General features: G+C 70.4%; 27 protein-coding genes and 1 pseudogene. 18 read left to right on the forward strand and 10 right to left on the reverse strand.

Going from position 1 to position 24,188, the window contains the following annotated elements:
• The first annotated feature begins 136 nt into the window (after positions 1-136).
• Positions 137-655 (forward strand): winged helix-turn-helix domain-containing protein, encoded by a 519-nt coding sequence (locus ACE101_RS11675; protein WP_379129366.1) that lies wholly within the window; start codon positions 137-139, stop codon positions 653-655.
• A 17-nt stretch (positions 656-672) separates the two neighbouring features.
• Positions 673-1,209, forward strand: a pseudogene (locus ACE101_RS11680) (IS630 family transposase); the annotation flags it as partial.
• A 216-nt stretch (positions 1,210-1,425) separates the two neighbouring features.
• Here ACE101_RS11680 and ACE101_RS11685 read toward each other — a convergent pair.
• Together ACE101_RS11685 and ACE101_RS11690 are read right to left on the reverse strand one after the other, a co-directional pair.
• A complete protein-coding gene (locus ACE101_RS11685) occupies positions 1,426-1,935 on the reverse strand; it encodes a cyclic nucleotide-binding domain-containing protein (RefSeq protein WP_379129369.1) in 510 nt (169 codons plus the stop codon).
• 542 nt (positions 1,936-2,477) lie between these two features.
• Positions 2,478-3,392 (reverse strand): LysR family transcriptional regulator, encoded by a 915-nt coding sequence (locus ACE101_RS11690; RefSeq protein WP_379129372.1) that lies wholly within the window; start codon positions 3,390-3,392, stop codon positions 2,478-2,480.
• 97 nt (positions 3,393-3,489) lie between these two features.
• Here ACE101_RS11690 and ACE101_RS11695 point away from each other — a divergent pair, with 97 nt between their 5' ends.
• The 6 genes from ACE101_RS11695 (at position 3,490) to ACE101_RS11720 (ending at position 7,400) form a co-directional block, all read left to right on the forward strand.
• Positions 3,490-4,245: an SDR family NAD(P)-dependent oxidoreductase gene (locus ACE101_RS11695; RefSeq protein WP_379129374.1), complete on the forward strand. Its 756-nt coding sequence runs from the start codon at positions 3,490-3,492 to the stop codon at positions 4,243-4,245.
• 495 nt (positions 4,246-4,740) lie between these two features.
• Positions 4,741-4,989, forward strand: a complete 249-nt coding sequence (locus ACE101_RS11700) for a hypothetical protein (protein WP_379129377.1) — start codon at positions 4,741-4,743, stop codon at positions 4,987-4,989.
• Positions 4,990-5,072: 83 nt separating this feature from the next.
• The gene (locus ACE101_RS11705; protein WP_379129379.1) at positions 5,073-5,990 is read left to right on the forward strand and encodes an antibiotic biosynthesis monooxygenase; all 918 of its coding nucleotides are present in this window, start codon (positions 5,073-5,075) and stop codon (positions 5,988-5,990) included.
• Positions 5,991-6,026: 36 nt separating this feature from the next.
• Complete coding sequence (locus tag ACE101_RS11710; protein ID WP_379129382.1) at positions 6,027-6,509, forward strand: nucleoside deaminase; 483 nt, start codon at positions 6,027-6,029, stop codon at positions 6,507-6,509.
• A gap of 53 nt (positions 6,510-6,562) precedes the next feature.
• Positions 6,563-6,928, forward strand: a complete 366-nt coding sequence (locus ACE101_RS11715; protein WP_379129181.1) for an IS5 family transposase — start codon at positions 6,563-6,565, stop codon at positions 6,926-6,928.
• Complete coding sequence (locus ACE101_RS11720; RefSeq protein WP_379129184.1) at positions 6,822-7,400, forward strand: IS5 family transposase; 579 nt, start codon at positions 6,822-6,824, stop codon at positions 7,398-7,400. Before ACE101_RS11715 ends, ACE101_RS11720 begins: the two co-directional genes overlap by 107 nt.
• A 64-nt stretch (positions 7,401-7,464) precedes the next feature.
• On the opposite strand, the gene ACE101_RS11725 is transcribed toward ACE101_RS11720, so the two are convergent.
• The 3 genes from ACE101_RS11725 to ACE101_RS11735 all read right to left on the reverse strand — a co-directional run bounded on the left by ACE101_RS11725 (position 7,465) and on the right by ACE101_RS11735 (position 10,183).
• Positions 7,465-7,713, reverse strand: a complete 249-nt coding sequence (locus ACE101_RS11725) for a hypothetical protein (RefSeq protein WP_379129385.1) — start codon at positions 7,711-7,713, stop codon at positions 7,465-7,467.
• A gap of 99 nt (positions 7,714-7,812) precedes the next feature.
• A complete protein-coding gene (locus ACE101_RS11730; protein WP_379129387.1) occupies positions 7,813-9,081 on the reverse strand; it encodes a Zn-dependent hydrolase in 1,269 nt (422 codons plus the stop codon).
• A gap of 52 nt (positions 9,082-9,133) precedes the next feature.
• Positions 9,134-10,183, reverse strand: a complete 1,050-nt coding sequence (locus ACE101_RS11735; protein WP_379129389.1) for a pyridoxal-phosphate dependent enzyme — start codon at positions 10,181-10,183, stop codon at positions 9,134-9,136.
• Positions 10,184-10,212: 29 nt separating this feature from the next.
• Between ACE101_RS11735 and ACE101_RS11740 the strand changes: the two genes are divergently transcribed.
• Together ACE101_RS11740 and ACE101_RS11745 are read left to right on the forward strand one after the other, a co-directional pair.
• The gene (locus tag ACE101_RS11740; RefSeq protein WP_379129391.1) at positions 10,213-10,722 is read left to right on the forward strand and encodes an Lrp/AsnC family transcriptional regulator; all 510 of its coding nucleotides are present in this window, start codon (positions 10,213-10,215) and stop codon (positions 10,720-10,722) included.
• Between the two features lie 348 nt (positions 10,723-11,070).
• Positions 11,071-11,871 carry a MetQ/NlpA family ABC transporter substrate-binding protein gene (locus ACE101_RS11745; RefSeq protein ID WP_379129394.1) on the forward strand — a complete coding sequence of 267 codons (801 nt, stop codon included), beginning with the start codon at positions 11,071-11,073 and terminating at the stop codon, positions 11,869-11,871.
• Between the two features lie 22 nt (positions 11,872-11,893).
• Here the strand turns inward: ACE101_RS11745 and ACE101_RS11750 are convergent, their stop codons facing one another.
• Positions 11,894-12,334 (reverse strand): winged helix-turn-helix transcriptional regulator, encoded by a 441-nt coding sequence (locus ACE101_RS11750; RefSeq protein ID WP_379129396.1) that lies wholly within the window; start codon positions 12,332-12,334, stop codon positions 11,894-11,896.
• A gap of 125 nt (positions 12,335-12,459) precedes the next feature.
• On the opposite strand from ACE101_RS11750, the gene ACE101_RS11755 reads away from it, so the two are divergent.
• Positions 12,460-13,233, forward strand: a complete 774-nt coding sequence (locus ACE101_RS11755) for an SDR family oxidoreductase (RefSeq protein ID WP_379129399.1) — start codon at positions 12,460-12,462, stop codon at positions 13,231-13,233.
• Positions 13,234-13,280: 47 nt separating this feature from the next.
• Here ACE101_RS11755 and ACE101_RS11760 read toward each other — a convergent pair whose 3' ends face one another.
• From ACE101_RS11760 to ACE101_RS11770, 3 genes are all read right to left on the reverse strand, one after another.
• Complete coding sequence (locus ACE101_RS11760; protein WP_379138602.1) at positions 13,281-14,687, reverse strand: phosphatase PAP2 family protein; 1,407 nt, start codon at positions 14,685-14,687, stop codon at positions 13,281-13,283.
• A gap of 341 nt (positions 14,688-15,028) precedes the next feature.
• The gene (locus ACE101_RS11765) at positions 15,029-15,232 is read right to left on the reverse strand and encodes a hypothetical protein (protein ID WP_379129401.1); all 204 of its coding nucleotides are present in this window, start codon (positions 15,230-15,232) and stop codon (positions 15,029-15,031) included.
• A 428-nt stretch (positions 15,233-15,660) separates the two neighbouring features.
• A complete protein-coding gene (locus ACE101_RS11770) occupies positions 15,661-16,668 on the reverse strand; it encodes a LysR family transcriptional regulator (RefSeq protein WP_379129404.1) in 1,008 nt (335 codons plus the stop codon).
• A 130-nt stretch (positions 16,669-16,798) separates the two neighbouring features.
• Here ACE101_RS11770 and solA point away from each other — a divergent pair, with 130 nt between their 5' ends.
• The 6 genes from solA (at position 16,799) to ACE101_RS11800 (ending at position 22,843) form a co-directional block, all read left to right on the forward strand.
• Positions 16,799-17,968 carry an N-methyl-L-tryptophan oxidase gene (gene solA / locus ACE101_RS11775; RefSeq protein ID WP_379129406.1) on the forward strand — a complete coding sequence of 390 codons (1,170 nt, stop codon included), beginning with the start codon at positions 16,799-16,801 and terminating at the stop codon, positions 17,966-17,968.
• Between the two features lie 149 nt (positions 17,969-18,117).
• Positions 18,118-18,936, forward strand: a complete 819-nt coding sequence (locus ACE101_RS11780; RefSeq protein WP_379129408.1) for a transporter substrate-binding domain-containing protein — start codon at positions 18,118-18,120, stop codon at positions 18,934-18,936.
• 163 nt (positions 18,937-19,099) lie between these two features.
• Positions 19,100-19,846 carry an amino acid ABC transporter permease gene (locus ACE101_RS11785; protein ID WP_379129411.1) on the forward strand — a complete coding sequence of 249 codons (747 nt, stop codon included), beginning with the start codon at positions 19,100-19,102 and terminating at the stop codon, positions 19,844-19,846.
• Complete coding sequence (locus ACE101_RS11790; RefSeq protein ID WP_379129413.1) at positions 19,843-20,688, forward strand: amino acid ABC transporter permease; 846 nt, start codon at positions 19,843-19,845, stop codon at positions 20,686-20,688. The genes ACE101_RS11785 and ACE101_RS11790 overlap by 4 nt, the downstream gene beginning before the upstream one ends.
• Positions 20,689-20,699: 11 nt before the next feature.
• Complete coding sequence (locus ACE101_RS11795) at positions 20,700-21,452, forward strand: amino acid ABC transporter ATP-binding protein (RefSeq protein ID WP_379129416.1); 753 nt, start codon at positions 20,700-20,702, stop codon at positions 21,450-21,452.
• A gap of 8 nt (positions 21,453-21,460) precedes the next feature.
• Positions 21,461-22,843, forward strand: a complete 1,383-nt coding sequence (locus ACE101_RS11800) for an MmgE/PrpD family protein (RefSeq protein WP_379129419.1) — start codon at positions 21,461-21,463, stop codon at positions 22,841-22,843.
• Between the two features lie 166 nt (positions 22,844-23,009).
• Here ACE101_RS11800 and ACE101_RS11805 read toward each other — a convergent pair whose 3' ends face one another.
• Positions 23,010-23,393, reverse strand: a complete 384-nt coding sequence (locus ACE101_RS11805; protein ID WP_379129422.1) for a hypothetical protein — start codon at positions 23,391-23,393, stop codon at positions 23,010-23,012.
• Positions 23,394-23,626: 233 nt separating this feature from the next.
• Between ACE101_RS11805 and ACE101_RS11810 the strand changes: the two genes are divergently transcribed.
• Positions 23,627-24,160, forward strand: a complete 534-nt coding sequence (locus ACE101_RS11810) for a PAS domain-containing protein (RefSeq protein WP_379129424.1) — start codon at positions 23,627-23,629, stop codon at positions 24,158-24,160.
• Positions 24,161-24,188 lie beyond the last annotated feature (28 nt).

Here is a 24,188-nt window from a genome sequence, read left to right on the forward strand (position 1 = left end):
GCGAGGCCGGTTTCCGCATCGCGAAGCGATCATCCGGAAACCGTATGATACCGCCGCGCTTTGGCGTTGACTCGAACGTGAGTTGGTTGTGCAGCGCGTCTGTGCTGGCCTGCGGCCTGTGCAGCAGGAGGCCGCGATGGCACGACCGGGCCTGACGATCCGCACCGATCTCGCCAGCGCCGCCGAGTTGCGTCGCCTGGCCCGGCGCGAGCCCCGCCGACGCACGATGCAGCGCCTCCTAGCCGTCGCCAACGCGCTGGAGGGCATGAGCCGCGCCGAGGCGGCGCGGGCGGCCGGAATGGAGCGCCAAGCCCTGCGCGATGCGGTGATCCGGTTCAATGCCGAGGGGTTGGCCGGGCTGGTGGATCGTCCGCACGGCCACAGGCGAGAGATCCTCAGCGAGGGTGAGCAAGCAGTTCTGGTGCATCGGATCCTGGTTGGGCCAGATCCCGAGCAAGGGGAGCCGTCGAGTTGGACGCTGCCGGACCTCTGCCGTTTCATCGAGGAGCGGTTCGACAAGACGATGTGCCCGCAATCCATGTCGCGGGTCGTGCGTCGGCTCGGGCTGTCGAAGCAGAAGGCCAGGCCCGTTCACCCGAAGCGGAACGCCCGTGCGGCGGCCGCTTTCGCCAAAGGGGGCTTCGCACCGCCGTAGCGGCGGCGGCCCAAGCCCATCCGGACAAGACGATCGCGCTCTGGTTCATGGACGAGGCGCGCGTGGGCCAGAAGGGCCGGACCGGCCATCGCTGGTGGGTGCGCGGCCAACGCCCACCAGGGCTGTGCGACAAGCGCTTCGCCTCAGCCTACATCTTCGCAGCCGTGCGGCCCGCCACAGGCGAGGAGTTCGCCCTCGTGCTGCCGCGGGTCTGCACTCAGGCCATGGATCGCTTCCTGGCCGACTTTGCGGCCAGCATCCCAGCCGACACCCACGCTGTGATGGTGCGGGACGGTGCGGGCTGGCACGATCCGCGCGCGGTGACGCTCCCGCCCAACCTCACCCTCGTGCCGCTGCCGCCCTACAGTCCCGAGCTGAACCCGGTCGAGCGTGTCTGGCTCTACCTGCGCGAGCGCTACCTCTCCCATCGGCTCCTCGCCGACGACGAGGCCGTCGTCGAGGCGTGCTGCCGGGCCTGGACTGCGCTCGCGGCAGAGACCGGCCGCATCAAGTCCCTCTGCGCCTATCCCTACTTGGAACAGATCAGTTCATAAGCGCGGCGGTATGAGAGCCTGTTTGACAGGGGTTGCAGCCTCTCCCACCCCAGCGGCGCTGGGCGACCGTCGATCGCCGGATCTCAGGATAAGGCTGGGAATGGGATGGAGTTTTTTCTAAAAATTATCGCCAATCCATATCAAAAATCGCCAGATATTTGAATTGGCAAATCCCTGATGATAGTCTCTCCAATCAAGACAATATAGTTAGCATCCCTATTCCTTGGGACGCGCGCGAAACTGCGTCACCGGCCCGTGCGGAGCATTCACCAGCTCCGCCATGCGAGCGTCGGCTCGGCGGAGCCGCCGGCAGAGCTCGCGGTTGATGTTCTGCATCACCATCGCGTATGCGTAGATGTCGGCCTTGTAATACGTGTACAGGTTCCGAGCCGTGAGTTCATACACAACGACGGAACTCTCGGCGATCAGGGTGGCCGACCGGTTCTGGACCTCGATGAGGGTCATTTCACCGAAAAAGTCCCCGGGTCCGAGACGATTGATATCGATCACGCATCCCGAATGTCCAAGCTTGCTCACCAGCAGATTTCCGGAGCGTACGATGTACATCGATCGCCCCGGTTCTCCCTCGGCGATCACCGTGGCGCCTGCCTCGAAGTGTCGTTCGACCAGCATCGAGATCAGGAGAGCCAGGCTCGCATCCGAGAGGCCGCCGAAGAAGGGCGTCTCGATCAAGAACGCCTTCAGCTCGGGCGAACCGGCAGCCATCAGCGGATCACCCCCGCGACGGGAACTCGGCCGCGCCGCATTGTCATGGCCCCTCGATCCGGAACGGCTCGTGGACGACCAGCGGACGCCCGCACTCCAATCCTCGCAGCCGGTCGGCCCTGCATCTCGCGGAGGCTCCCGACCGAGACGTCGTCGTGAGAGGGGCCGTGCGCGCAGCGATCCGGCACGTGCGGGGTCTCCTGGTTCCGCGCAGCGCCTCCTCTGGACCCACAGGGACGCGCATCGTTCAAGTTTACGGAAGGTGATCTCCGGAACACGAAGGGAAACCCTACCACGCAGGTTGGGTCCTGCCCAGCGCGTCAGCCAGTCGAGCCACCGTGTCCGGATATCCGGAGTGGAATCGACTCTCCGGAAAACGCTCGCAACCGGACATTCGCCCGGCGCCTCGCGATGGGCCGGTTCGGGTCAAGGCCCTTCCATTCAGCGATGACGCTGCCGGCGACGATTCGTCAGGATATCGTGACGCTGCAGAGAAGCAGGGGAGGGGGCCGACAGGTCGCCATGCGCCCCGCGGGTCCCGCTCATCGGTATCCAGGTGCCACGCGGGAGAGCCGCGCGGCGAAGAACTCGGCCAGGGCCTCCACCTTCGCGGGCCGCGCCTGCGCGCTCGGCGTCACGAAGGAGAGCGCCCCGCCCGGCAGGCACCACTCGGGCAGCAGCGCCTCCAGGCGTCCATCCGCGAGATACTCGGCCGCGATGAAGTCCGGCAGTTCCGCCACGCCGAGGCCATCGAGCAGCGTCGGCAGCAGCGCGTCGGCATTCGTCACCCGAAGTGGGCCGGACGGGACCACGGTCACCTCCTCGCCGCCCTCGCCCCTGAACCGCCAGACGCCCCGCCGGGCACGGTAGGCATAGCCGAGGCAATGCTCCGGCTTCAGGTCGGCCGGATGCGACGGCCGGCCGTGCCGCGCGAGATAGCCCGGCGCCGCGACGACCAGCGGCGCGACGGGCATGAGCCGCCGGGCGACCAGCGCGGAATCGGGCAGAGCCGCGATGCGCAACGCCGCGTCGAAGCCCTCGCCGACCAGATCGACCCTGGCGTCGGAGAGATGCAGATCGACCGCGATGTCCGGATAGAGCCGGAACAGCTCCGGCAGCAGCGGCGCGACCCAGCGCAGGCCGAAGGACATCGGCACCGCAAGCCGCACCGTGCCGCGCGGCCGGCTCGACAGCTCGCGCGCGGCGTCCTCCGCGGCCTCGGCCTCGCGGTAGGAGCGGGCGGCGCCCTCGACGACGCGCAGGCCGAACTCGGTGAGCGCGAGTTGGCGCGAGCTGCGGTTGAACAGGCGCCCGCCGAGCCGCTCCTCCAGCCGGCTCACCGCGCGCGAGACGGTGGCGACCGACACGCCGACGGCGCGCGCGGCGCCCGCATAGGAGCGCTCCTCCGCGACCTTGGCGAAGAGGGCCAACCCCTCGAAATCCGGCAGTTTCGACATCGACAAATCTGCAACGATGGTTTGCAGACGTTTCCCTATCGCAACCACGGCCGTGACGCCATCCTCCGCTCACCACCCGAACGGGAGTGCCCCGACCATGACCCAGAAGCTCACCGACAAGATCGCCGTCGTGACCGGCGGCACCAGCGGCATCGGCCTCGCCACCGCCAAGCGCTTCGCCCGGGAGGGCGCCCGCGTCTTCATCACCGGCCGGCGCCAAGCGGCGCTCGACAAGGCCGTGGTCGAGATCGGCCCGGCCGCCACCGGCGTGCGGGCGGACGCCTCGAAGCTCGCCGACCTCGACCACCTCTACGGGCAGGTGAAGGCCGAGGCCGGGCGCGTCGACGTGCTGTTCGTGAATGCCGGCGGCGGTTCGATGCTGCCGCTCGGCGAGATCACGGAGGCGCAATACGAGGACACCTTCGGCCGCAACGTGAAGGGCGTGCTGTTCACCGTGCAGAAGGCGCTGCCGCTGCTGGCGCCGGGCGCCTCGGTGATCCTGACCGGCTCGACGGCGGGCACCGAGGGCACGCAGGCCTTCAGCGTCTACGCGGCTTCGAAGGCGGCGGTGCGGTCGTTCGCCCGCAACTGGATCCTCGACCTGAAAGGCCGCGGCATCCGGGTGAACACGCTCAGCCCCGGCGCGACCCGCACCCCGGGCTTGGTCGAACTCGCCGGCCCGGACGCTGCCCAGCAGCAGGGCCTGCTCGACTTTCTGGCCTCCCGGATCCCGATGGGCCGGGTCGGCGAGGCGGACGAGATCGCCAAGGCGGCCGTGTTCCTGGCCTCGGACGATGCGAGCTTCGTCAACGGCATCGAGCTCTTCGTCGATGGTGGCCAAGCCCAGATCTGAGCCCGCTCACCCGCCGCGCCGAACGACCCGCCATCAGCGGGCGCCGAACAGCCACGGTGCGCGGACCGAAGCCCGCCGCTTCCCTGCGTCCAGCCGGATGGTCCTGCCGACGGCCTCGGTTCGCCCCCGCGAATCGAGGCCAACCCGCACGCTCATGGAGACAGGTCATCGTCACCGCATCCCATGACACCGCATCCCATGACGGAGACCGGCTCGCCCGATCTCCGCCGCGGCTCACCCGCTCGATCCGCTCCGAACGAACCATGAACATGACAGGAGGCTTGCCGTCTCGGCCGAAACCACGCGAGCTGTGCGGGACTGTGGATAACGCCTTTGCTCCCGTGCGCCAGCACACGGTCACCCGCGCAGCTTGGCCATAATACCCATTCGACAGCAAGGATATCCGCTGTTCATCGCCCTGCATCCGCCGTCGACGACGTATCGTCGACGCATCGCGGGAAGGCAGTCGAACCGCGATGAAATCAGGACAGGGCGATGGGCAAGTTCTGGATGATCTGTGTCGTGGCGGCCGCCGCATCGGCCGCACTGGTCGGAGCGCCCGGTCAGGCGGCGCAGCCGATCGGCGATTCACGCGAGGACGTGCGGGTGGATTTCGACCGATCAGCCGCGCAGATCGCGACGGACAAACCCGCGACGCACGAACAGCCTGCGCGCATGGTCCGGGTCGTCTACCCGTCGCCCTTCTCCGGGCAGCGACCGACGCTCGGTTCGATTCGGCCTTAAGGCTTCGGTAGCCTCCGGCGCATAGCCTGCGGGCCGCCTCCTCGCACCCGCCGCCTCTCATGGATGCGCCCAGCACCGCCCGCGTGACCGCGATCGTGACCCGGGTCAGCCTCCGGGCGGGCATGGAGGAGGCGTTTGCGGGCTGGCAGGCCGCGCTGACCCGGGTGGCTTGCGCGGCCCCGGGCTTCGTCAGCATCGAGGTCGTCCCGGTCGCCCCGCAGGCACCGGACTGGCACGTCGTTCAGCGCTTCCGCACGGCGGCGGCGCTCGATGCCTGGCGCCGCGGAGAGGCCCGGGCGGCGTGCCTCACGACGCTCCAGCCCCTGCTTCACCCTGACCACCCCGCCGCACCGGACGAGGCCGCGCCCGATTTCCACGCGCTGGCCAGCGTGACCGAGGTGATCGCGACCCGGGTGGAGCCCGGCCGGGAGCAGGCCTTCCGCGTCTGGGCCGAGGCCGCGCAGGCCGCGCAGGCGCGCTTCCCCGGCTACGCGGGCACGCTCGTCCAGGCGCCCCTGCCGCCGCGGATCCCGTACTGGACGGCGCTCGTGCGCTTTGCCACGCCGGGCCAGCTCGATGCGTGGCTCGGCTCGCCCGAGCGGCAGGCGCTGCTCCGGCGGGCCGACCCGGCGGTCGCGACCTGGACCAGCCGGCGGCTCGACGGCCCGTTCGCAGGCTGGTTTCCGGAGGAGCCGGGCGCCGCGCCGCCGGCCTGGAAGCAGACCGCCCTGGTCCTGCTGGTGCTGTTCCCGGTGGTGATGCTGGAGATCCGCTTCCTCAGCCCGCTCACCGCCGGCCTGCCGCCAGCGGTGGCCACGTTCGTCGGCAACGCGATCAGCGTGGCGCTCGTATCCTGGCCCCTGATGCGGATCGCAGCCGCCGGGCTCGGCTGGTGGCTCCACCCGGACCCGGGCCGTCGGCGGCGGATTGAGATCCGCGGCGCCTGCGTCATGCTGGGGCTTTACGCGGCCGAACTCACCATCTTCACCCTCTTGGCCTGAGACGAAAGCTTGGCCTGAGACGAAAGGATCTTCTGGATGACGGACGACGACAAGGACTTCATGGCCCGCGCCATCGCGCTGTCGGAGCAGACCTCGCTCGTGGAGAGCGCCGGCGGGGTGTTCGGCTGCGTGATCGTCCAAGACGGCAAGATCCTGGCGGAGGGCGCCAACCGGGTGGTCGCCGAGAACGATCCGACCTGGCACGGCGAGATGGAGGCGATCCGCAAGGCCTGCAAGGCGCAGGGCAGCTTCAAGCTGCGCGACGCCGTCCTCTACACCAGCGCGGAGCCCTGCCCGATGTGCATGGCGGCGGCCTACTGGGCCGGCATCAAGGCCATCTATTACGCCTCCACCAACGAGGACGCGCTCCGTTACGGCGATTTCGACGACAGCATGATCTACGGGGAGCTGAAGAAGCCGGTGGGCGAGCGCTCGATCCCGACCCGCCAGATCATGCGGGCCGAGGCGGTCGAGGTCTGGAAGAAGTATCACGCGAAGGCCGACCGGGTGCCGTACTAGGGCGTCTCTGCAAAGGGGTTCACACGGTCGGGCCGAGCCCCCACGTGATCGGGATGCGACGCTTTGAACTGACCGACGCGCAGTGGGAGCAGATCGCCCCGCTGCTTCCGCCGCAGAAGCCGCGCACCGGCCGTCCTGCGGTGGATCACCGCCAGGTGCTCAACGGCATGCTCTGGATCCTGCGCACGGGCGCGCCCTGGGAGGACCTGCCGGCGCGCTACGGGGCGGTCGGAACCGTCTCGAGCCGGTTCTACCGCTGGTGCAAGGCCGGCGTATTTGACCGGGTACTGCAGCGCCTGCAGGCGCAGGCGGATGCCCGCGGCGACCTTGACTGGGACCTGCACTTCGTGGACGCGACGGTGGTGCGCGCCCACCAGCACGCCGCCGGCGCACGCCGGTCCGGCGCCATCGGGGGGTGAGGGGACGGTCGAGGGTGCGGGCGAGGCGCTCGGGCGTAGCCAGGGTGGGTTCTCGACCAAGCTGCATCTGCGTGCCGAGGGCGGGGGCAAGCCGATGGCGGCCGTCCTGACGGCTGGCGAGCGGCACGAGCAGTTTGCGCTGGACGCGCTGATGGACAAGGGCGCGGTGCGGCGGCCGGGGCGTGGCCGGCCCCGCCTGCGTCCGCGCCGGGCGGCCGGCGACAGAGGCTACTCCAGCCCATCCGCCCGCCGCCGGCTCAGGCAGCGGCGGGTCGAGCCGGTGATCCCGACCCGCAAGGATCAGCCGCGTCAGCCCGACTTCGACAAGGCCGCCTACCGGGAACGCAACAGGGGCGAGCGGCTGATCAACCGGCTCAAACAGTATCGCCGCATCGCCACCCGCTACGAGAAGCGGGCCACCAACTACCTCGCTATGGTCACCCTCGGCATGACAATGCTCTGGCTCACATGAGTTTGCAGAGACGCCCTAGAGCGCTTCGGCAGGACCGGCGCGCCGCGGTGGTCCGGTCAGGCCTTCACGGCGGTCCGGCCGTCGTCAGCGCCGCGGCGGCCGTCGTCAGCAGGATCACCCGGGGGATCGGCACGGCACCCTCGGGCGTGTCGAGAAGTCGGACCGCCCCCGGGGTTTCGTACCAGCTGGCCGCCCGTTCGGTCTTCGCGTCGATGTAGCGCGCGCGGAACCCGTCCGAGGCGTATCCACCCGCCGGCCGTCCTGACCATGACGGGGCGGCGCGTGGGAGCGGCCATCCGGCGCGGCTTGGCACCGATGGCGATCGCGGCGCTCCGCGGGCCGGGTCGCGGCGCGCCGGGTTGCGGCCGTGCGGAAGCCAGGTCCGCGGAAGCCAGGTCCGGCGGAGGCCCGCCTACGCGCCGGCACCGGCGGACGGGGAAGCGGGATCCGCGCCGCTGAGGCGCACGACCACGTCGAGCAGCACATTGGCGCCGGCCACGAGATCGGCGTCGGCCGTCCGCTCGCGCGGATTGTGGCTGATGCCGCCGATACTCGGGACGAAGATCATCGCCGCCGGGCAGATCCGGGCCATCATCTGCGCGTCGTGTCCGGCCCCCGAGGTCATGCGCCGCGTCGACAGGCCCCGCGCCCCGGCCGCCGCCTCGATCGCCCGGACGATGCCGGGATCGAAGGCGACCGGATCGAACCGGGCCAGGCGCCGGACCGTCGCCGTCACCTGCTCGGCCCGCGCAACCGCAGCGAGCCGCGCCGCGAAATCCGCTTCGAGCGCCGACAGGCGCGCCGCGTCGGGGTCGCGCAGGTCGACCGTGAATACGGCACGGGCCGGGATCACGTTGATGGCATCCGGCTCCAGGCGCAGACGTCCCACGGTCGCGACGCTCCTTCCGTTGCCGGCCCTCGCACGCTCGCGCAGCCACGTCACGACCTGCGCGGCCGCCACGCCCGCGTCCCGCCGCATCGCCATGGGCGTCGTCCCGGCGTGGTTGGCCGCGCCCGCGATGGTCACCTCCTGCCAGGAGATGCCCTGGAGATCCTCGACCGCGCCGATCGCGATCCCCTCCCGCTCCAGCACGGGTCCCTGCTCGACATGCAGCTCGACATAGGCGTGCGGCCGCAGGAAGCCGGGCTCGTGCGGGCCGGCATAGCCGATGCGCGCGAGTTCCTCGCCGAGGATCGTGCCGTCCGTGCCGACCGTCGCGAGCGCCTCCTCGACGGCGAGGCCGCCCGCGGCGACGAGCGAGCCCAGCATGTCCGGCGCGTAGCGCACGCCCTCCTCGTTCGTGAAGGCCGCGACGGCCAGCGGCCGCGCCGGCTCCCGGCCCGCCGCCCGCATCGTCTCGACGACGGCGAGCCCGGCGAGGACGCCGGTGCAGCCATCATAGGCGCCGGCATCGATGACGGTGTCGATGTGCGAGCCCATCATCACGGGCGCTCCATCGCGGCCGCCGGGGCGCCAGAGCCCGATCAGATTGCCGATCCGGTCGACCATCACCTCCAGGCCGGCCTCCCGCATCCAGGCGGCGAGGGCGTCGCGGCCGGCCCGGTCCGCGTCCGAAGCGGCGAGGCGGGTCAGCCGCCCCTGCGCGTCACGGCCGATCCGGGCGAGCGACCCGAGGCGACCGAGGAAGCGCGCGGCGTCGATGGAGAGGGGCGGGGTCACGGTTCGCTCCGTCGCTCACGGGTGCGGAGGCAGGCCGGCGGGGTTCCCCCGCTCAGGCCGCCAGCGCGCCCTCGGTCACGAGGACGAGGATGCGGCTCTCCCGGTCGAGCCCGAGCTCCCGGGCCAAGCCCGGATCCGCGAGGGCGGTGAGCGCACCCGCGAGGCCCGCCGCGCCGGACGGCGTCGTCGGCGGGCCGCCGTGCTCCGCCAGGATCCCGGGCGCCGCCGTCAGGCCGGGCTCGGACACGGTCACGACCCGGGCGCCGTGGCGGCGCAGGACGGTGAGGGCGGGCGCGCTGGCCTCGCCGCAGGACAGCATCTCGGCGGCGGTGTGAAGCGCGCCGGGCACCCGCACGGGTCGGTCCGCCGCGAGCGCGGCCGGCAGGCAAGCCGCCGCTGTGGGCTCGACGGCCACCACGAGGCCCGGCGGGGCCAGCCAGCCCGCGAGACCGTCGGCCACCGCCGCGGCCAGCCCGCCGACGCCGGCCTGGACGAACAGATGCGTGGGTCGCGCAGGCCCGGCGGCGGCCGCCTGGTCACGGATCTCGGCCGCCAGGACGCCGTACCCGGCCATGACGTCGCGCACGACCGGATCGCCCGGATCGTCGGTCGTGTCCGCGACGAGGATGGCGCCGCCCTCGCGCGCCGCCGCCGCGGCCGCATCCACCGCGTCGTCGTAGGTGCCTGCCACCCACGTGATCGCGGCGCCCTGATCGGCGATGCGGCGGGCCCGTGCCGCGGGGACGCCCTCGTGCAGGAACACCCGCGCCGGTGCCCCGGCGAACCGGGCCGCCGCCGCGACCGCTAGCCCGTGATTGCCGTCGCTCGCGCAGACGAGGGCCGGCTGGCCGCCCGGCCGCCGCGCGAGGAGATCGGGAAGATCCATGCCCGCGGCCCGCGCCAGGGCCTTCAGGCCCGCATAGGTGCCGCCCAGCGACTTGAAGCTGCCGAGCATGCGCGGACTCTCGTCCTTGGCGAGAAGCTGCGCCACGCCGAGCCGGGCCGCGAGGCCCGGCAGATCGCGGAGAGGCGTCGGCGCATAGGCCGGGTCGAGGGGCCGCAGCACGGCGGCGATCGCGTGGGGAGAGGCGGCGTTCGTCATGGCCCCATGATGTCCGGACGGAATGACGGATGGCGCCGATTGCCGGCGGTGCTACGCTTGTTTCCGGCATTCTTCGGAGTCCCGCGCTGGAAACCGTCACCCTCGACGCCTTCGATCGAGCCCTGCTCGCCGAGGTTCAGATCGACAACCAAGTGCCGGCGCGGGTGCTCGCCGAGCGGGTCGGCCTGTCCGAGAGCGCGGTCCTGCGGCGGTTGCGGCGCCTGCGGCGGGACGGGATCATCGTCGCGGACCGCGCGGTGGTGCATCCCGCCGTGCTCGGCACGCCGCTCACGGTCCACGTGCTCGTGTCGCTGGAGCGCGAGACATCCGACCTCCTCGATGCCTTCGTGCGCCGCCTGCGGAGCCGGCCCGAGGTGAGGGAGGCATGGTACGTCACCGGCGAGGTGGATTTCGTCCTGCAGCTCCGGCTCTCGGGCATGGAAGCCTACGAGGCCTTCACGCGCGAGGTCTTCCACGACGAACCGAACGTGCGCAGCTTCCGCACGATCATCGCCATGCGCCAGATCGTCGGCCCCTGACGGTCCGAGTCCCTTCCGCGCCGAGAGATTCCGCATCCTGCCATCGCGAGAAGATCCCGCGAGAAGATCCACATCGGATCGGGACGCATAACTGCGAATCCATTTCCTCGGTCGCAAGATAAACAGAAAACGAATCGCATTGACTCCGCAATGCAGCAAGGTCAGTTTTTCATGCGTGCGATCTTCTTTCCCCTGTGCACGATCGCGCCGCGAGGCGGGATCGATCTCGCCGAACTGCGTGCAGTTCGGCCGACATCATCCGTGCACGGGCCGGGAGAAGCGACCGCACGTCCCCGTCCCACCCCGCGGATCCCGCGGATCCGTCATCGCCAACCGCCCGGATCGCCCATGCTCACCCTCGCCAGACGGACCCTGATCGCAGTTGCGGCGCTCGCCGCGCTCGCCGGCTCCGCCACCGCGGCGCCGTTGCGCGTCGTCGCATCCTCCGTGCCCCACGCCGAGATCCTGCGGTTCGTGACGCAGAAGCTCGCACCCGATCTCGACGTCGCGATCATCGAGATCTCCGGCGACATCCGCCCCAACGCCCTCGTACTCAACGGCGACGCCGACGCGAACTTCTTCCAGCACGGGCCCTACCTGCGCAGCGAGGAGAAGCAGCTCGGAACGACGTTCGCCGTCACGGCGGCCACGCATATCGAGCCGCTTGGCATCTATTCGCGCAAGATCGGAAAGCTCTCCGAGGTGCCGGCCGGCGCCACCGTGGCGGTGCCGAACAACGTCACGAATCTCAGCCGCGCCCTGAACCTGCTGCAGGCCAGCGGCCTCATCACGCTGAAGTCCGGCCTCGCCGATGGCCAGCTCGCGACGCCCTCCGACATCGCCGACAATCCGAAGGCGATCAGCATCGTCCAGGTCGCCCCGCCGCAGCTGCCGCGGTCGATCGACGACGTCACGCTCGCCGTCATCAACGGCAATTACGCGCTCGAAGCCGGCCTGACCCCGGCGACCGACGCCCTGGCCCTGGAGAAGGCCGAGAACAATCCCTACGCCAACATCTTCGTCACGACCCCGGCGCTCGCGACGGACCCGCGGGTGCAGCGCCTCTCCGCCCTTCTCGCCTCGCCCGAGGTGGCGGCGTTCATCCGCGAGACGTATCGCGGCTCGGTCATCGCGGTTCACGGGGGTTGAGCGCCGCCGGCCCGGCTCGCGGTCACCGCCGGACGGTCGCGCCGGACGCGTCGAAGGCGCGGCGGGCCGCCTCGACCTTGTCGAGGTTCTCCTCGGCCCAGATCCAGACCCCGCAGAACGCGGCCCCCAGGCTCGCCCCGAGTTCGGTGAGCCGGTAGTCGACGCGCGGCGGGATGACCGGGTGGACGGTGCGCGTGACCATGCCGTCCCGCTCCATCTGGCGCAAAGTCTGGGTCAGCATCTTCTGGCTGATGCCCTCCACCTGCCGTGCCAGCTGCGTGAAGCGCAGCTCGCCGTGCTGATGCAGAACCTCCAGGATCAGCATGGTCCATTTGTCGGCCACACGGCCGATCAGCTCGGTGACGAGCGCCTCCACCTTGGGATCGGTCTCGGCCGGGGGCGTCCGCTGGGCGATGCGCCGGGCCTCGCGGAGCGTGCGCTCATCGAAGGGCAAGCCCGTCATCCCGTCACTCTCCCGCCGGATCGTCACTCTCCGCCTGGTCAGTATAAATCTTTCCGGTGCCTTCTTCCTAGGAGGAAGAGACCGCCCGATCATCAGGAGGTCACCCGAGCGAGGAACGGCGCACGATGAAACCAACGGGCAACACGATCCTGATCACCGGGGGTGGATCAGGCATCGGTGAGGCACTCGCCCACCGCTTCCACGATCTCGGCAACACCGTGATCGTCGCCGGGCGGCGCAAGGACGCCCTGGATCGGGTCGTGGCCGGCCATGCGCGGATGAGCGCGATGCCGCTGGACGTCGAGAATGCGGACGACATCGCAGCCTTCGCGGAGCAGGTGACCGCCGCGCACCCGGCGCTGAACGTGCTGATCAACAACGCCGGCATCATGCGCTCGGAGGTTCTCGACGCGCAGCGCGATCTCGGCGACGCCGAGGCGACCATCGCGACCAACCTTCTCGGCCCGATCCGGATGACGAACGCGCTCATCGACCACCTGACCCGCCGGGGGGACGGGGCGATCGTCAACGTCTCCTCGGGACTGGGCTTCGTGCCGCTGATCACGGCGCCCACCTACTCGGCCACCAAGGCGGCGATCCATTCCTACACGATCGCTCTGAGGGAGGCGCTCAGGGGCCGGGTCGAGGTGATCGAGCTCGTCCCGCCGGCGGTCCAGACCAACCTGACGCCCGGCCAAGCGACGCGCCCCGGCTATCAACCGCTCGACGCGTTCATGACCGAGGTGATGGCCCTCTTCGCGCAGGAGCCCACGCCGCCGGAGATTCTCGTGCAGCGCGTCGGCTTCCAGCGCTTCGCCGAGGCCGAGAACCGCTTCGACCAGACGCTCGCGACGATGAACGCGTTCGTGCGCCGCGCCCGCGGCGGGGAGCCGGGATAGCGGGGAGGGGGGCGGTCGTTCGCGCCCGAAGCCCGCCGGACCGGCCGTCAGCGCGCGGATTGCCGGCGCGTCTGCTTCCCGGCGGCGAGGGCGGCCGCCTTGCCGGCCGCGGCGTAGAGGTTCAGCCGCGAATAGACGCCGAAGCCCGAGCCGTCGTTCAGGAAGCCGCCGCCCGGTCCCTGGGTCTCGGTGAGGATGGCATTGGCCTCCTCCAGGCTCAGCGCCGGGAATGCGGCGGTCAGCAGGTAGCCCGCCTCGGGTGCGAGCCGGCCCACATCCTCGACCGCGTGGGCGGTCCTGGCATGGACCACCGGCAGGCCGTAGGTCTGGGTGGCGTTGACCAGCGCCTCGTTGGCCGCCGCGTCCCGGAACCGGCCCTCGTCGCTCGCCGCGCAGGCCGCGATCGTGCCGCCGCATCCATCCCGCAGGAAGGCCGTCAGGTCGGCCCGGGCCGCATCCAGGGCCGCGCGGTAGTCGGTCACGGCAACCGCATCGTTGGTGGCCTGGCTCATCTCGTTGATGACCGCCGGGTTCTTGCGGATCTGCCCCACATAGGTCGGATCGTTGGCCAGCAGGTGGGCGACCGCGTGCAGGGCCACGGCGCGTCCGCCGAGCACGTCCATCGCGTAATGGGCGCCGACGACGATCCGGTTGTTGCCGTACTCGGCCGCGCGCGCGATCATCTGCTGGTAGCGCTCCGGCACCAGGATCGCGAGGATCAGGGACTCGGTGTAGCCGTAGGTCGTGTGGCCGCTCGGGTAGGAGGGGCTGTTCGTCAGGTCCTGGTTCGGCCCCCGCAGCCAGTCCAGGCTGTGGGAGGGCCGTCCGAAATAGTCGGCGCCCCGGTAGGCGAAGAGGTGCGGCAGGGTCTGGAACGGCCGGGAATTGCCGGAGGCGTCGGCGCCCTGGCTGCCGGCCGGACGCTCGTAGGCCTTGCCGAACACGTCGGCCGTGCCGTCGCGCGCGGTGAAGATGGCCGCTGCGGCCTCCGAGACCGCGACCTTGCCGTTCGTGGTCCCGTTGCCGAAGAAGTACTTGCCCGAATTCGAATCCGACTTGGTGACGTTGTTCGTGTACCCGATCAGGTCGGCCACCGACTGCGCCACATTGGTGAAAGTTTTGAAATCCGCGTAATGCGCCTTGGCCTGGTAGATGCCCGCGAGCTTGCTGCCGAGCCCGTCGGCCAGCTCGGTGGCGTTGCCGTCCGTGATGAAACAGTCGCGCAGGGCGAGCTGGCGCTGTTCGGCGTACGGCAGCAGGAGCGGCTGCTTGAGGGCGCCGGACTGGATGTCGCCGGTCACCTGCAGGTTGGCGGTCAGCGCCGCCCGCCCCTCGGCGGTCCGGGAGAGCGCGCTGACCGGCGCCAATCCCTGCAGCGCGGTGAGATTCGTCGCGGTCTGCGCCCCGGCCCGGAGGGGCAGCAGCGCGCAGAAAACCACGATCCCGCAGACCATTGCCTTGCGCACGGGCGTCTCCTCCGGCGGTTGTCATCGGCGGCGCCAGAAGACGACGAAGACCACCGGAAGTCCAGAGCGCGCGGCCCGGCCCCGGAGGCCCGCCCGCCGCCGCGGGTCCGTGCGCATGCACGGATCCTCAGGATGAGAAGGGGAGTGAGATCAACCGGATCGGCGAAACCGCTGGAACGCGTCGAACAGTCTCTCATACGGTTTCCGGATGATCGCTTCGCGATGCGGAAACCGGCCTCGCTCAGGCGCCGCGCGGGCTCGTGATACGGTTTCCGAAAGTGATCGTCCGGAAACCGTATCACCCCATCGAGGTTTTGGCCGAACTTACCTTAGCAGACCGGCTCGTGATGGTGATCGCTCGACTGCGCGCTTCGGTCGGGCGATCGCATGCAGGCGCAGATCAGAACGAACGCGGTCGCGAGACTGCTGCCGAGCGGCGCTGCGACGAGCGTCTTCAGGCCGAGAACGGGCTCGGTCAGACCGAGCGTGAGCGCACCGCTGAGAAGCGCGGATCCCATGAGAGCGATGACCATGCGCCTGGCGCCTTCCCGCATCGGGCGCATGCGGGGACCCGTCGTCCCGTCCGTCATGCACCGCCATGCCCACGAATAGATTGAACACAAATCGTTAGCAATCGATCTTCTAGAGCTAGTCCGTTTGGATGATCGCGCGGGGTGAGACGCTGCCACAGCCGCATACTCAATCTCTGGTTGTGATACTCGCGCAACCCGGCTCGCCGAAGCTGCGGGCGTTCATTTCTGGCCGTGAGACTGGACCCCGAAGCCTTGGTCCCAGCGCACCGCGAAGCAGCCGAGCACCTGATGCTCGATCTCCTGAAGGATGCCTACGCGGGTCTGGCCTCGCGCCTGATCGGCATGAACGGAAGCGCCGCACGCAGCTGGTCGCGGTTGCCTGGGGCCCGCCATCCCTCCGTTCCGGGACGGGACGAACCCTCACGGCCCTACGGCAGCGCGGGATCCCCCGGAAGCGGCCGGCCGCCGACAGGCGGGCCGGGTTCGGCCGCATCGAGCCAGGGGACGAGCGCCCCGATGCGCGGCCTGGCCTGACGCTCGAGAATGTCCCGGGACAGGGCGGCGATCCGGGGCGCGAGCAGCGGGATCTCGCCGCGCAGGGTGACGAGGAGAAGGTCGCGCGAGATAGCGGGACCGGGCAGCGGCAGAACCGCGATGCCGGCCGCGTGCGCGATGCCCTGGAGCAGGCACAAGGGCGTGGTGATCGCGATGCCCATCCCCGTCGCCACCATGGCGACGAGTGCGTCCGAGGTGTCGAACTCGAAGGCCCGCGGCGGCCGCAGGCCGAGGCGGCCGAGATGACGCTCGATCTGCAGGCCGACGCAGGAGCGCTCGCTGTGCCGGACCAGCCGATGGCGCGCGAGGATCTCGCGCAGGCTCATCCGGGCGAGATCGGGCCCGAGCCCCCGCGGCACGGCCAGCAGGTAGGGTTCGCGGAAGACCGGGTAGCGCTCGACATCCGACAACCCGTCCATCGGATCGCAGGTGATGGCCGCGTCGATCGCCCGGCGCATCAGCGCCTCGGTGTGGGAGAAGGCCAGTCCCGACCAGGCCGTGAGCGTCAGCGCGCTCGCGCCCTCGATCAGCTCCTTGACGAGGTGAGCCCCCACCGTCCCGGCGAAGGAATCGACGAGGCCGAGGCGCAGGTCGATCCGCTCGGGCTGCGCCGCCACGGCGCGCAGGGCGGCGAAGAGAGCATCGACGTCGCGGTTGAGGTCGGCGACGCGGCTCATGAGGAGCCGGCCCGCCGCGGTCGGCGTCAGCGGGCGCCGCTGACGGTCGAACAGGGCGGTGCCGATCGCGGCTTCCGCCCGCCGCACCGCCTGGGAGACCGCCGACTGGGTCAGGCCGCAGCGCTGCGCGGCCTCGGTCATGCTGCCGGATTCGGCCACGGCGCAGACCAGCTGGAGCGTCTTGAGATCGGGGAGCGGATCCATCGGCGGCCATCATAAGCAGCACTCATGCATGCCATCAATCTTGCTTCAAAAGGCTCGGCGGGATTGCCTCCCAGCCCAGGTCTTGGGCAATTCTCCTGCTGCGCAAGGTCTGGGCAGAGCGAGCGGAACGATGAGCGAGCGGGCGGATGTCGTGGTGGTCGGACTCGGTGCGATGGGAAGCGCCGTCCTCGACCAGCTGGCCGGGCGCGGGGCCCGGGTGATCGGCATCGACCGCTTCGCCCCGCCCCATACGATGGGATCGAGCCACGGCGAGACCCGCATCACCCGGCAGGCGGTCGGGGAGGGGCGCGACTACGTTCCCTTCGTGGTCGAGGCGCACCGGATCTGGCGCGAGCTCGAGGCCGAGACCGGCGAGAGGCTGCTGAACGCCTGCGGCGTCCTCGTGATGGGGCCGGGGCAGGGGACGACCTCGCACCACGGCAAGCCGGATTTCGTCGGCCGGACGATCGACGCGGCCCGCAGCTTCGCGATTCCGCACGAGGTGCTCACCGGCGCGGACGTCGCCCGGCGCTGTCCCCAGTTCCTCAACCTCGCCGGGGACGAGAAGGCCTATTTCGAGCCCGGCGGCGGCTACGTCCTGCCCGAGCGCTGCATCGCCGCGCAGCTCGGGCGCGCCGCGGCGCGCGGGGCCGCCATCCGCACCGGCCTCGCGGTGCTCGGGATCGAGCAGGACGGGGCGGGGGTCGCGGTGCGGACCGCGCACGGCACGATCCGCGCCGACCGGGCGGTCGTCGCGGCCGGAGCCTGGACGGCGCCGCTGCTCGGGCCGCGCTTCGAGCGCCTGCTCACCGTCAACCGGCAGCTGCTGCACTGGTTCGCCCTCGACGAGGCCGGCGCCTACGGCCCCACGGCCCCGGTCTTCATCTGGATGCATGGATCGGGCGACAGCGACTATCTCTACGGCTTCCCGCCGCTGCCGGGCGACGCCCGCCTGAAGGTCGCGACGGAGCAGTACGAGACGCACACCACCGCGGATTCCATCGACCGCGCGGTCGCGCCGGAGGAATCGGCCGAGATGTACCGCCGCCACGTGGCGGGCCGCCTGGCCGGGGTGGCGCCGCGGGCGGTTCAGGCCGCGGCCTGCCTCTACACGGTGACGCCCGACCGCGGCTTCATCATCGACCGTCACCCCGATCAGGATCGGGTCCTCGTCGTGTCCGCCTGCTCGGGCCACGGCTTCAAGCATTCCGCGGGGATCGGCAGCGCGGTGGCGGAGTTCCTCGCCGAGGGCCGCAGCCGCATCGACCTGGCGCCCTTCGGCCTCGCGCGGTTCGACTGACCGCGTGGCGTGGCGCTTGCTTTCCCCGGCCCGGGCCGGCCCCGCCCCTGCGAAGATTCCGGTCGACACCACCGCGCGGGCAGCGTCACGCCGTTGACCGCCCGCCGCCCCTCCCGTCTCCTCACCGACAGCCAAAGAGGTGCGATCCCATGCGACAGACAATTCGTGCGCTGGCCCTGGCGGCGACCGCCCTGGCGGCGATCTCCGGCGCGAGTGCGGCGGAGGGCGTCGACGCGATCAAGCAGCGGGGCAAGCTGATCGTCGGCGTGAAGGCGGATTACAAGCCCTTCGGCTTCCGCGACCCGAGCGGCCGGATCATCGGCCTCGAACCCGATCTCGCGGCCGACGTCGCCAAGCGCCTCGGCGTGGAACTCGAATTGGTGCCGGTGGTGTCCTCCAACCGCATCGAGTTCCTGCAGCAGGGGAAGGTCGACCTCCTGATCGCGACGATCTCCGACAAGCCGGAGCGCCGCCGCGTCGTGCAGGCCATCGATCCGCAATATTATTCGGACTACGTCAACGTGCTGATCCCCAAGAAGGCCGGGATCACGGATTGGAGCCAGCTCAAGGGCAAGCCGGTCTGCGCCACCTCGGGCGCGTGGTACAACAAGGACGTCGCGCGCACCTACGGCGCGGAGATCGCCGCCTTCGACGGCTCCGAGAAGCCGCTCTTCGCGCTCAAGCAGGGCAACTGCGTCGGCTATCTCTACGACCAGACCTTCATTCAGGGCCGTCTCACCGACGACGAGTGGAAGACCGACTACGCCATGCCGCTCAAGGGCATCCTCGACGCGCCCTGGATCATGGCGGTGGCGACCGGCAACACCAGCCTCCAGACCCTGATGGAAGCCACCACCAAGGACTGGATGAAGTCCGGCTTCATCGTCGAGGAAGAGAAGAAGTGGGGCATCACCCCGACCGACTACTCCCGGGCGATGCACGACAAGTACAGGAACGCCACCAACTGACCGGACCGGGCGAGGCCCCCGTCGTCATCGGGCGATCTCCCCCCGTCCCGAGGCGCCCACCCGGCGGGCCCCCTGGGCTGCCGCACGCGGCGGCCCCTCGGGATCAGGTCCGGGGGCATCGGTCGACCGTCAAGGCTGTCGAGATGAGGCAGGCTCTCAAGGCATGAGCGGCATCGCGGACTGGTTCCAGCGTCTCTACGAGACGACGGGTTTCAACTTCACGGTCTTCTACGATCCGTACGACTGGGGCCGCTACCTCGGCGGCTTACGGATGACGCTGCTCCTCAGCGTCTCCACGATCCTGCTCAGCCTCGTCCTCGGAGCGCTGGGGGCGCTCCTGCAGAACGGCCCGTCGCGGCTGCTGCGGGGCCTCGTGCACGGCTTCGTGGTGGCGTTCCGCAACACGCCGCCGCTGGTGCAGATCTTCTTCTTCTACTTCGGCCTCGGCACCCTCCTGCCGGCGACCGAGACGGCCTCGGGCCTGCGCGAGCCGATCCTCGGCAACGTGCAATGGGCGATCCTCGCGCTGTCGCTGTTCGCCGGCGCCTTCAACGTCGAGATCTTCCGCTCGGGAATCGAGGCGGTGCCGCGCACCACGATCGAGGCCGCCGAGGCGCTCGGCTACACCCGCACCAAGGCCTACCTGTACGTCGTCCTGCCGCTCGCCCTGCGCATCTGCCTGCCGGCGCTCAACAACAACCTCATCAACCTGCTGAAGACGACCACGCTCGCCTACGCCATCGCCGTGCCGGAGACGCTCTACGCGGTGAAGCAGATCTGGTCGGAATCGCAGAACGTGCTGGAGATGATGCTCGTGCTGCTGGCGACCTACGGGGGCCTGGTCGGGCTCCTGGTGTGGATCATGCACCGGTGGGAGCGGGCGCTGCGCATCCCGGGATATGGCGGATGAGCGCCTCGCGCGAGCCCGGGGGCGTCCTGCCCGTCCTGCTGCCCGTCCGGCCCGTCCCCGGCCCGCGGATGCGCCTGCGCCCGGTGCACGGGCTGATGATCGGGCTTGGCGCGGCGCTCCTCTCGGGCGCCGCCGCCGCCCAGCAGGCCGGCCCGGCCGCGCTCGCGCCGCTCGAGGTCGTGGTGAAGTGGGCGCCGCTCCTCCTCACCGGCTTCATCTTCAACATCGCCATCTCGCTCATGGCGATGCTGCTCGGCACCGCGGCGGGCCTGTGGCTCGGGCTCGGGCTGATCGCGGTGCAGCCCCTCCTGCGCGGCGCCTCCTGGTTCGCGACCCAGGTGTTCCGCAACGCACCCTGGCTCGTGCTGCTGTTCTTCGTGATGTTCCTGCTGCCCTTCCAGGTGACGGTGTTCGGCCTGCGCATCCCGTTGCCCGACTGGGTGAAGGCGACCGGCGGCTTCGCCCTGCCGGTGATGGCCAACGTCGCGGAGATCGTCCGGGGCGCCGTGCGCTCCATCCCGAACACGCAGTGGGAGGCCGCCGAGGCGCTCGCCTTCACGCGCCGCCAGACCCTGTGGCGGATCATCCTGCCGCAATGCCTCAAGCGCATGCTGCCGCCCTGGATGAACCTCTACGCCCTCGTGGCCATGGCCACCGTCCAGGCCTCGATCGTCGGCGTCTCCGAGATGCTGACCCTCACCGCGCAGGTGCATGCCGCCGAGGGCGGGCGGCCCGAGCTGTTCGCGCCGCTCTACGGCTTCGCCCTCCTGTGCTTCTTCCTCTACTGCTACCCGATCGACCGCTGGACGGCCCGCCTGGAGCGGCGCTTCCAGATCGCCTGAGAATTCCCGTGATGGCCAACGCCTGGACTCCCGATCAGCCGATCGTGCAGCTCATCGACGTGCGCAAGTCGTTCGGCGCGCTGGAGGTGCTCAAGGGCATCAGCCTGGACGTGCGCAAGGGCGAGGTGATCTGCATCATCGGCCCCTCCGGCTCGGGCAAGTCGACCCTGATCCGCTGCATCAACGCCCTGGTGCCGATCACCTCGGGCACGATCCGGGTGGAGGGCATCGAGGTGGCCGACCCGAAGCTCGACAAGCTGGCGCTGCGCCGCAAGGTCGGCATGGTGTTCCAGCAGTACAACCTGTTCCCGCACAAGACGGCTTTGCAGAACGTGATGATGGCGCCGATCCACGTGCTCGGCCAGGACCGGCGCGAGGTGGAGGAGCGGGCCCGCACCCTGCTGCGGAAGGTCCGGCTCTCCGGCAAGGAGGGCAGCTATCCGGGCGAGCTCTCGGGCGGGCAGCAGCAGCGCGTCGCCATCGCCCGCTCGCTGGCCATGCGGCCGGACGTGATGCTGTTCGACGAGGTCACCGCCGCCCTCGACCCCGAGACCGTCAAGGAGGTGCTGGTCACGATCCGCGAACTCGCCGAGGAGGGCATGACCTGCCTGCTCGTGACCCACGAGATGGCCTTCGCCCGCGAGGTCGCGGATCACGTCTACTTCACCGACCGCGGCGTGATCGTGGAGCACGGGCCGCCCGCGACCTTCTTCTCCGCGCCGCGCGACCCGCGCACGCAGAGCTTCCTCTCGCAGATCCTGTGAGGGCGCCCGTGCCGTCGCTCCTCGAACAGGCCGCCTCGTTCCTGACGGCCTCCCGGGCCGGAGCGCTCGACGCCGCCACGGTCGCGGCGGCGCAGGAGGCGCTCATCGACTACGTGGGGGTCGCGCTCGCGGGCTCGCGCGAGCCGGTCGCCCGCCGCATCAGGGCCTGGGCGGCGGCGAGGAGCGTCTCCCGCGCGGCCTCGCTCGTCGGGGCGGGGGAGCGGCTCGATCCGGAGAACGCGGCCCTGTGCAACGCCGTGTCGGGTCATGCCCTCGATTTCGACGACACGAGCTGGACCACGATCGGCCACCCGACCACCGTGGTGGCGCCCGCCGCCCTGGCGGTGGCGGAGAGCTGCGGCGCGTCCGGGGCCGAGGCGCTCGGCGCCTATCTGGCGGGGGTCGAGGTGGCGCACCGCCTCGCCGAGCGCGTGATGCCGGAGGCGTCGCGGAACGGCTGGCACACCACCGGCGCGCTCTACACGGTCGGGGCCGCCGCCGCGGCCTGCGCGCTCCTGCGCCCCGCACCCGAGACGATCGTCCACGCCCTGGCACTCGCCCTCTCGCGGGCGGGCGGCATCCGGGCGAATTTCGGCACGCAGGCCAAGCCCTACCATGCCGGCATGGCGGCGCAGGCCGGGCTGGAGGCCGCCTCCCTGGCGATGGCCGGCATCACCGCCTCCGCGCAGGCCTTCGAGGGCACGGACGGGTTCCTCGACTGCTTCGCGGGCCCCGCCGCGCGCCAGCGGGCCCTCGACGAGCCGCTGGTCTTCGGCCGGCCCTTCGACCTCGTCGGGCGGGGGATCGCCTTCAAGCGCTATCCCTGCTGCAGCGGCGCCCATCCGGCCCTCGACCTCGTCCTCGATCTCGCGCGGGAGCACGCGATCGTGGCGGAGCAGGTGGCGGAGATCCGCGTCGGCACCAGCCTGCTCGCCGAGCGGGAACTGGTCTGCCACGATCCGCGCACCCCCGCCGAGGCCCGCTTCTCGATGGAATTCGCCCTGGCGGCGGCCCTGGTGCAGGGCGGCGTCACCCTCGACAGCTTCACGGCGGAGATTCTCTCCGCGCCGGCGATCCGGCGGCTGATGGGGCGGGTGCGGATGGCCCTCTGTCCCGAACTCGCCGAGCTCGGCTTCATCGGCACCGCCCCGGTGCGGCTCGAGATCGTGCTCGCGGACGGGCGGGTGATCGCGGGCGCCCGCGACCTCGCGGTCGGCAATCCCGAGCGGCCCTTCGGCGAGGCGGATCGCCGGGCGAAGTTCGTCGCCTGCGCCGGCCGCGTGATGGCGCCGGCCGTGGTGGAGGACGCCTACGGCCTGCTGGGCGGCTTCGCGGCCCTGCCCGATCTCGGCGCCCTGTCCGCCGTGCTGTCGATCAGCGCCGAATCCTGACCTGATACGGTTTCCGGAAGATCACTTTCGGAAACCGTATCACGAGCCCGCGCGGCGCCTGAGCGAGGCCGGTTTCCGCATCGCGAAGCGATCATCCGGAAACCGTATGATCCGCTTCCTGGCTCCCCATCGTTCGCCGGAGGGAGACCGCTTCGGCGAACGCTGCTCAAGCGTCCCGCTCCGCTTCCCGGTCGGCCGCAGCCTCGATCATCTCCAGACACATCCGCCGGGTCTGCGGGTCGGAGATCCGGCTGAAGGCGCGCACCAGCGCGAGGGTCTGGCTCTCGGATGCGGCGGCATCCGGCTCCGCGCGTTGCACGGTTTCAACACCTTGTTCGAGGAACGCTGTGGATGACATCCCCAGCGCCTGCGCAATTCTGCGTTGTACCCGTTCGGCCGGTCCCCCCGGCAACGTCAGATGGGCGAAGTCCGCGGCAAGCGGATCAGAGACGGGAGCGTGCGGTTGAGCTGCCGTGTCTTCGCCGTCGGCATCGGATCCGCTGCGTTCACGGGCGTGAAACGGGGTGGAACAGCCGGTCTTGTCTTTCATTCTGTCCTCCCGTCGCTCGGCCTCTCTATCAGGCGTGACGGACGCGGCAACCATGCGGGCTCCGCTCAGCCGCGCGCGTCCCGGATACCCTCTTGATGTATCCGCAAAGCTCCCTCTATCAGTCTGGAATAGTTCGGATGTTCGCCTTGGAGGCTATGGTGGGCAGGTCTGCGGCGCGCACAATATCCCCGGTTCGCTTTCATCCAAAGGCAACTGTTCCCTTGGGCGAGGGAGTGGGGTCCTGGGAGTGGGATATCCATGCAGATCGCCTGCGCGCGAACGACGCCGTCGCCGAAATGCTGTGCGTTGCTCCGGAACAGGTGACGAGCGGGATCTCGCTGGCGCGCTTCGCCGACTGCATCCATCCCGACGACCGCGACGAAGTGATGAGGCGGATGCGGCAGAATGCGGCCGACGGCGCGTCCGTCGTCGCCGAGTTCCGCCTCATCGCGCGCGACGGTACGGAACGGTGGGTGCTCGTCCGCGGCCGCTACGACCTCGATGAGGCCGGCCGGCCGATCCGCGGTCAGGGCATCCTGGTCGACATGACGGGAAGCCGGCTGAGCGACAGGCCCTACGGTCGGCAGATCGGGTCGGCTTCCGCTCATCCGCTGGAGAGGGCGGTGGACCATTGCCTGTCGGCGCGCGACGCCATCGCCGAGACGGATGAGCGCTTCCTGATGAAGCTCGTCGACATGCTGCTTCTGGAACTCGGGCGCCAGTTGACCAAGCTCATCCAGAAGGAGCGCCGCCAGCGCCTGAGCTGACCTCGCGGACGATTCCGGCGGTCCCGGA

The organism is Methylobacterium carpenticola (genome assembly GCF_042748905.1).
Classification (GTDB): domain Bacteria; phylum Pseudomonadota; class Alphaproteobacteria; order Rhizobiales; family Beijerinckiaceae; genus Methylobacterium; species Methylobacterium carpenticola.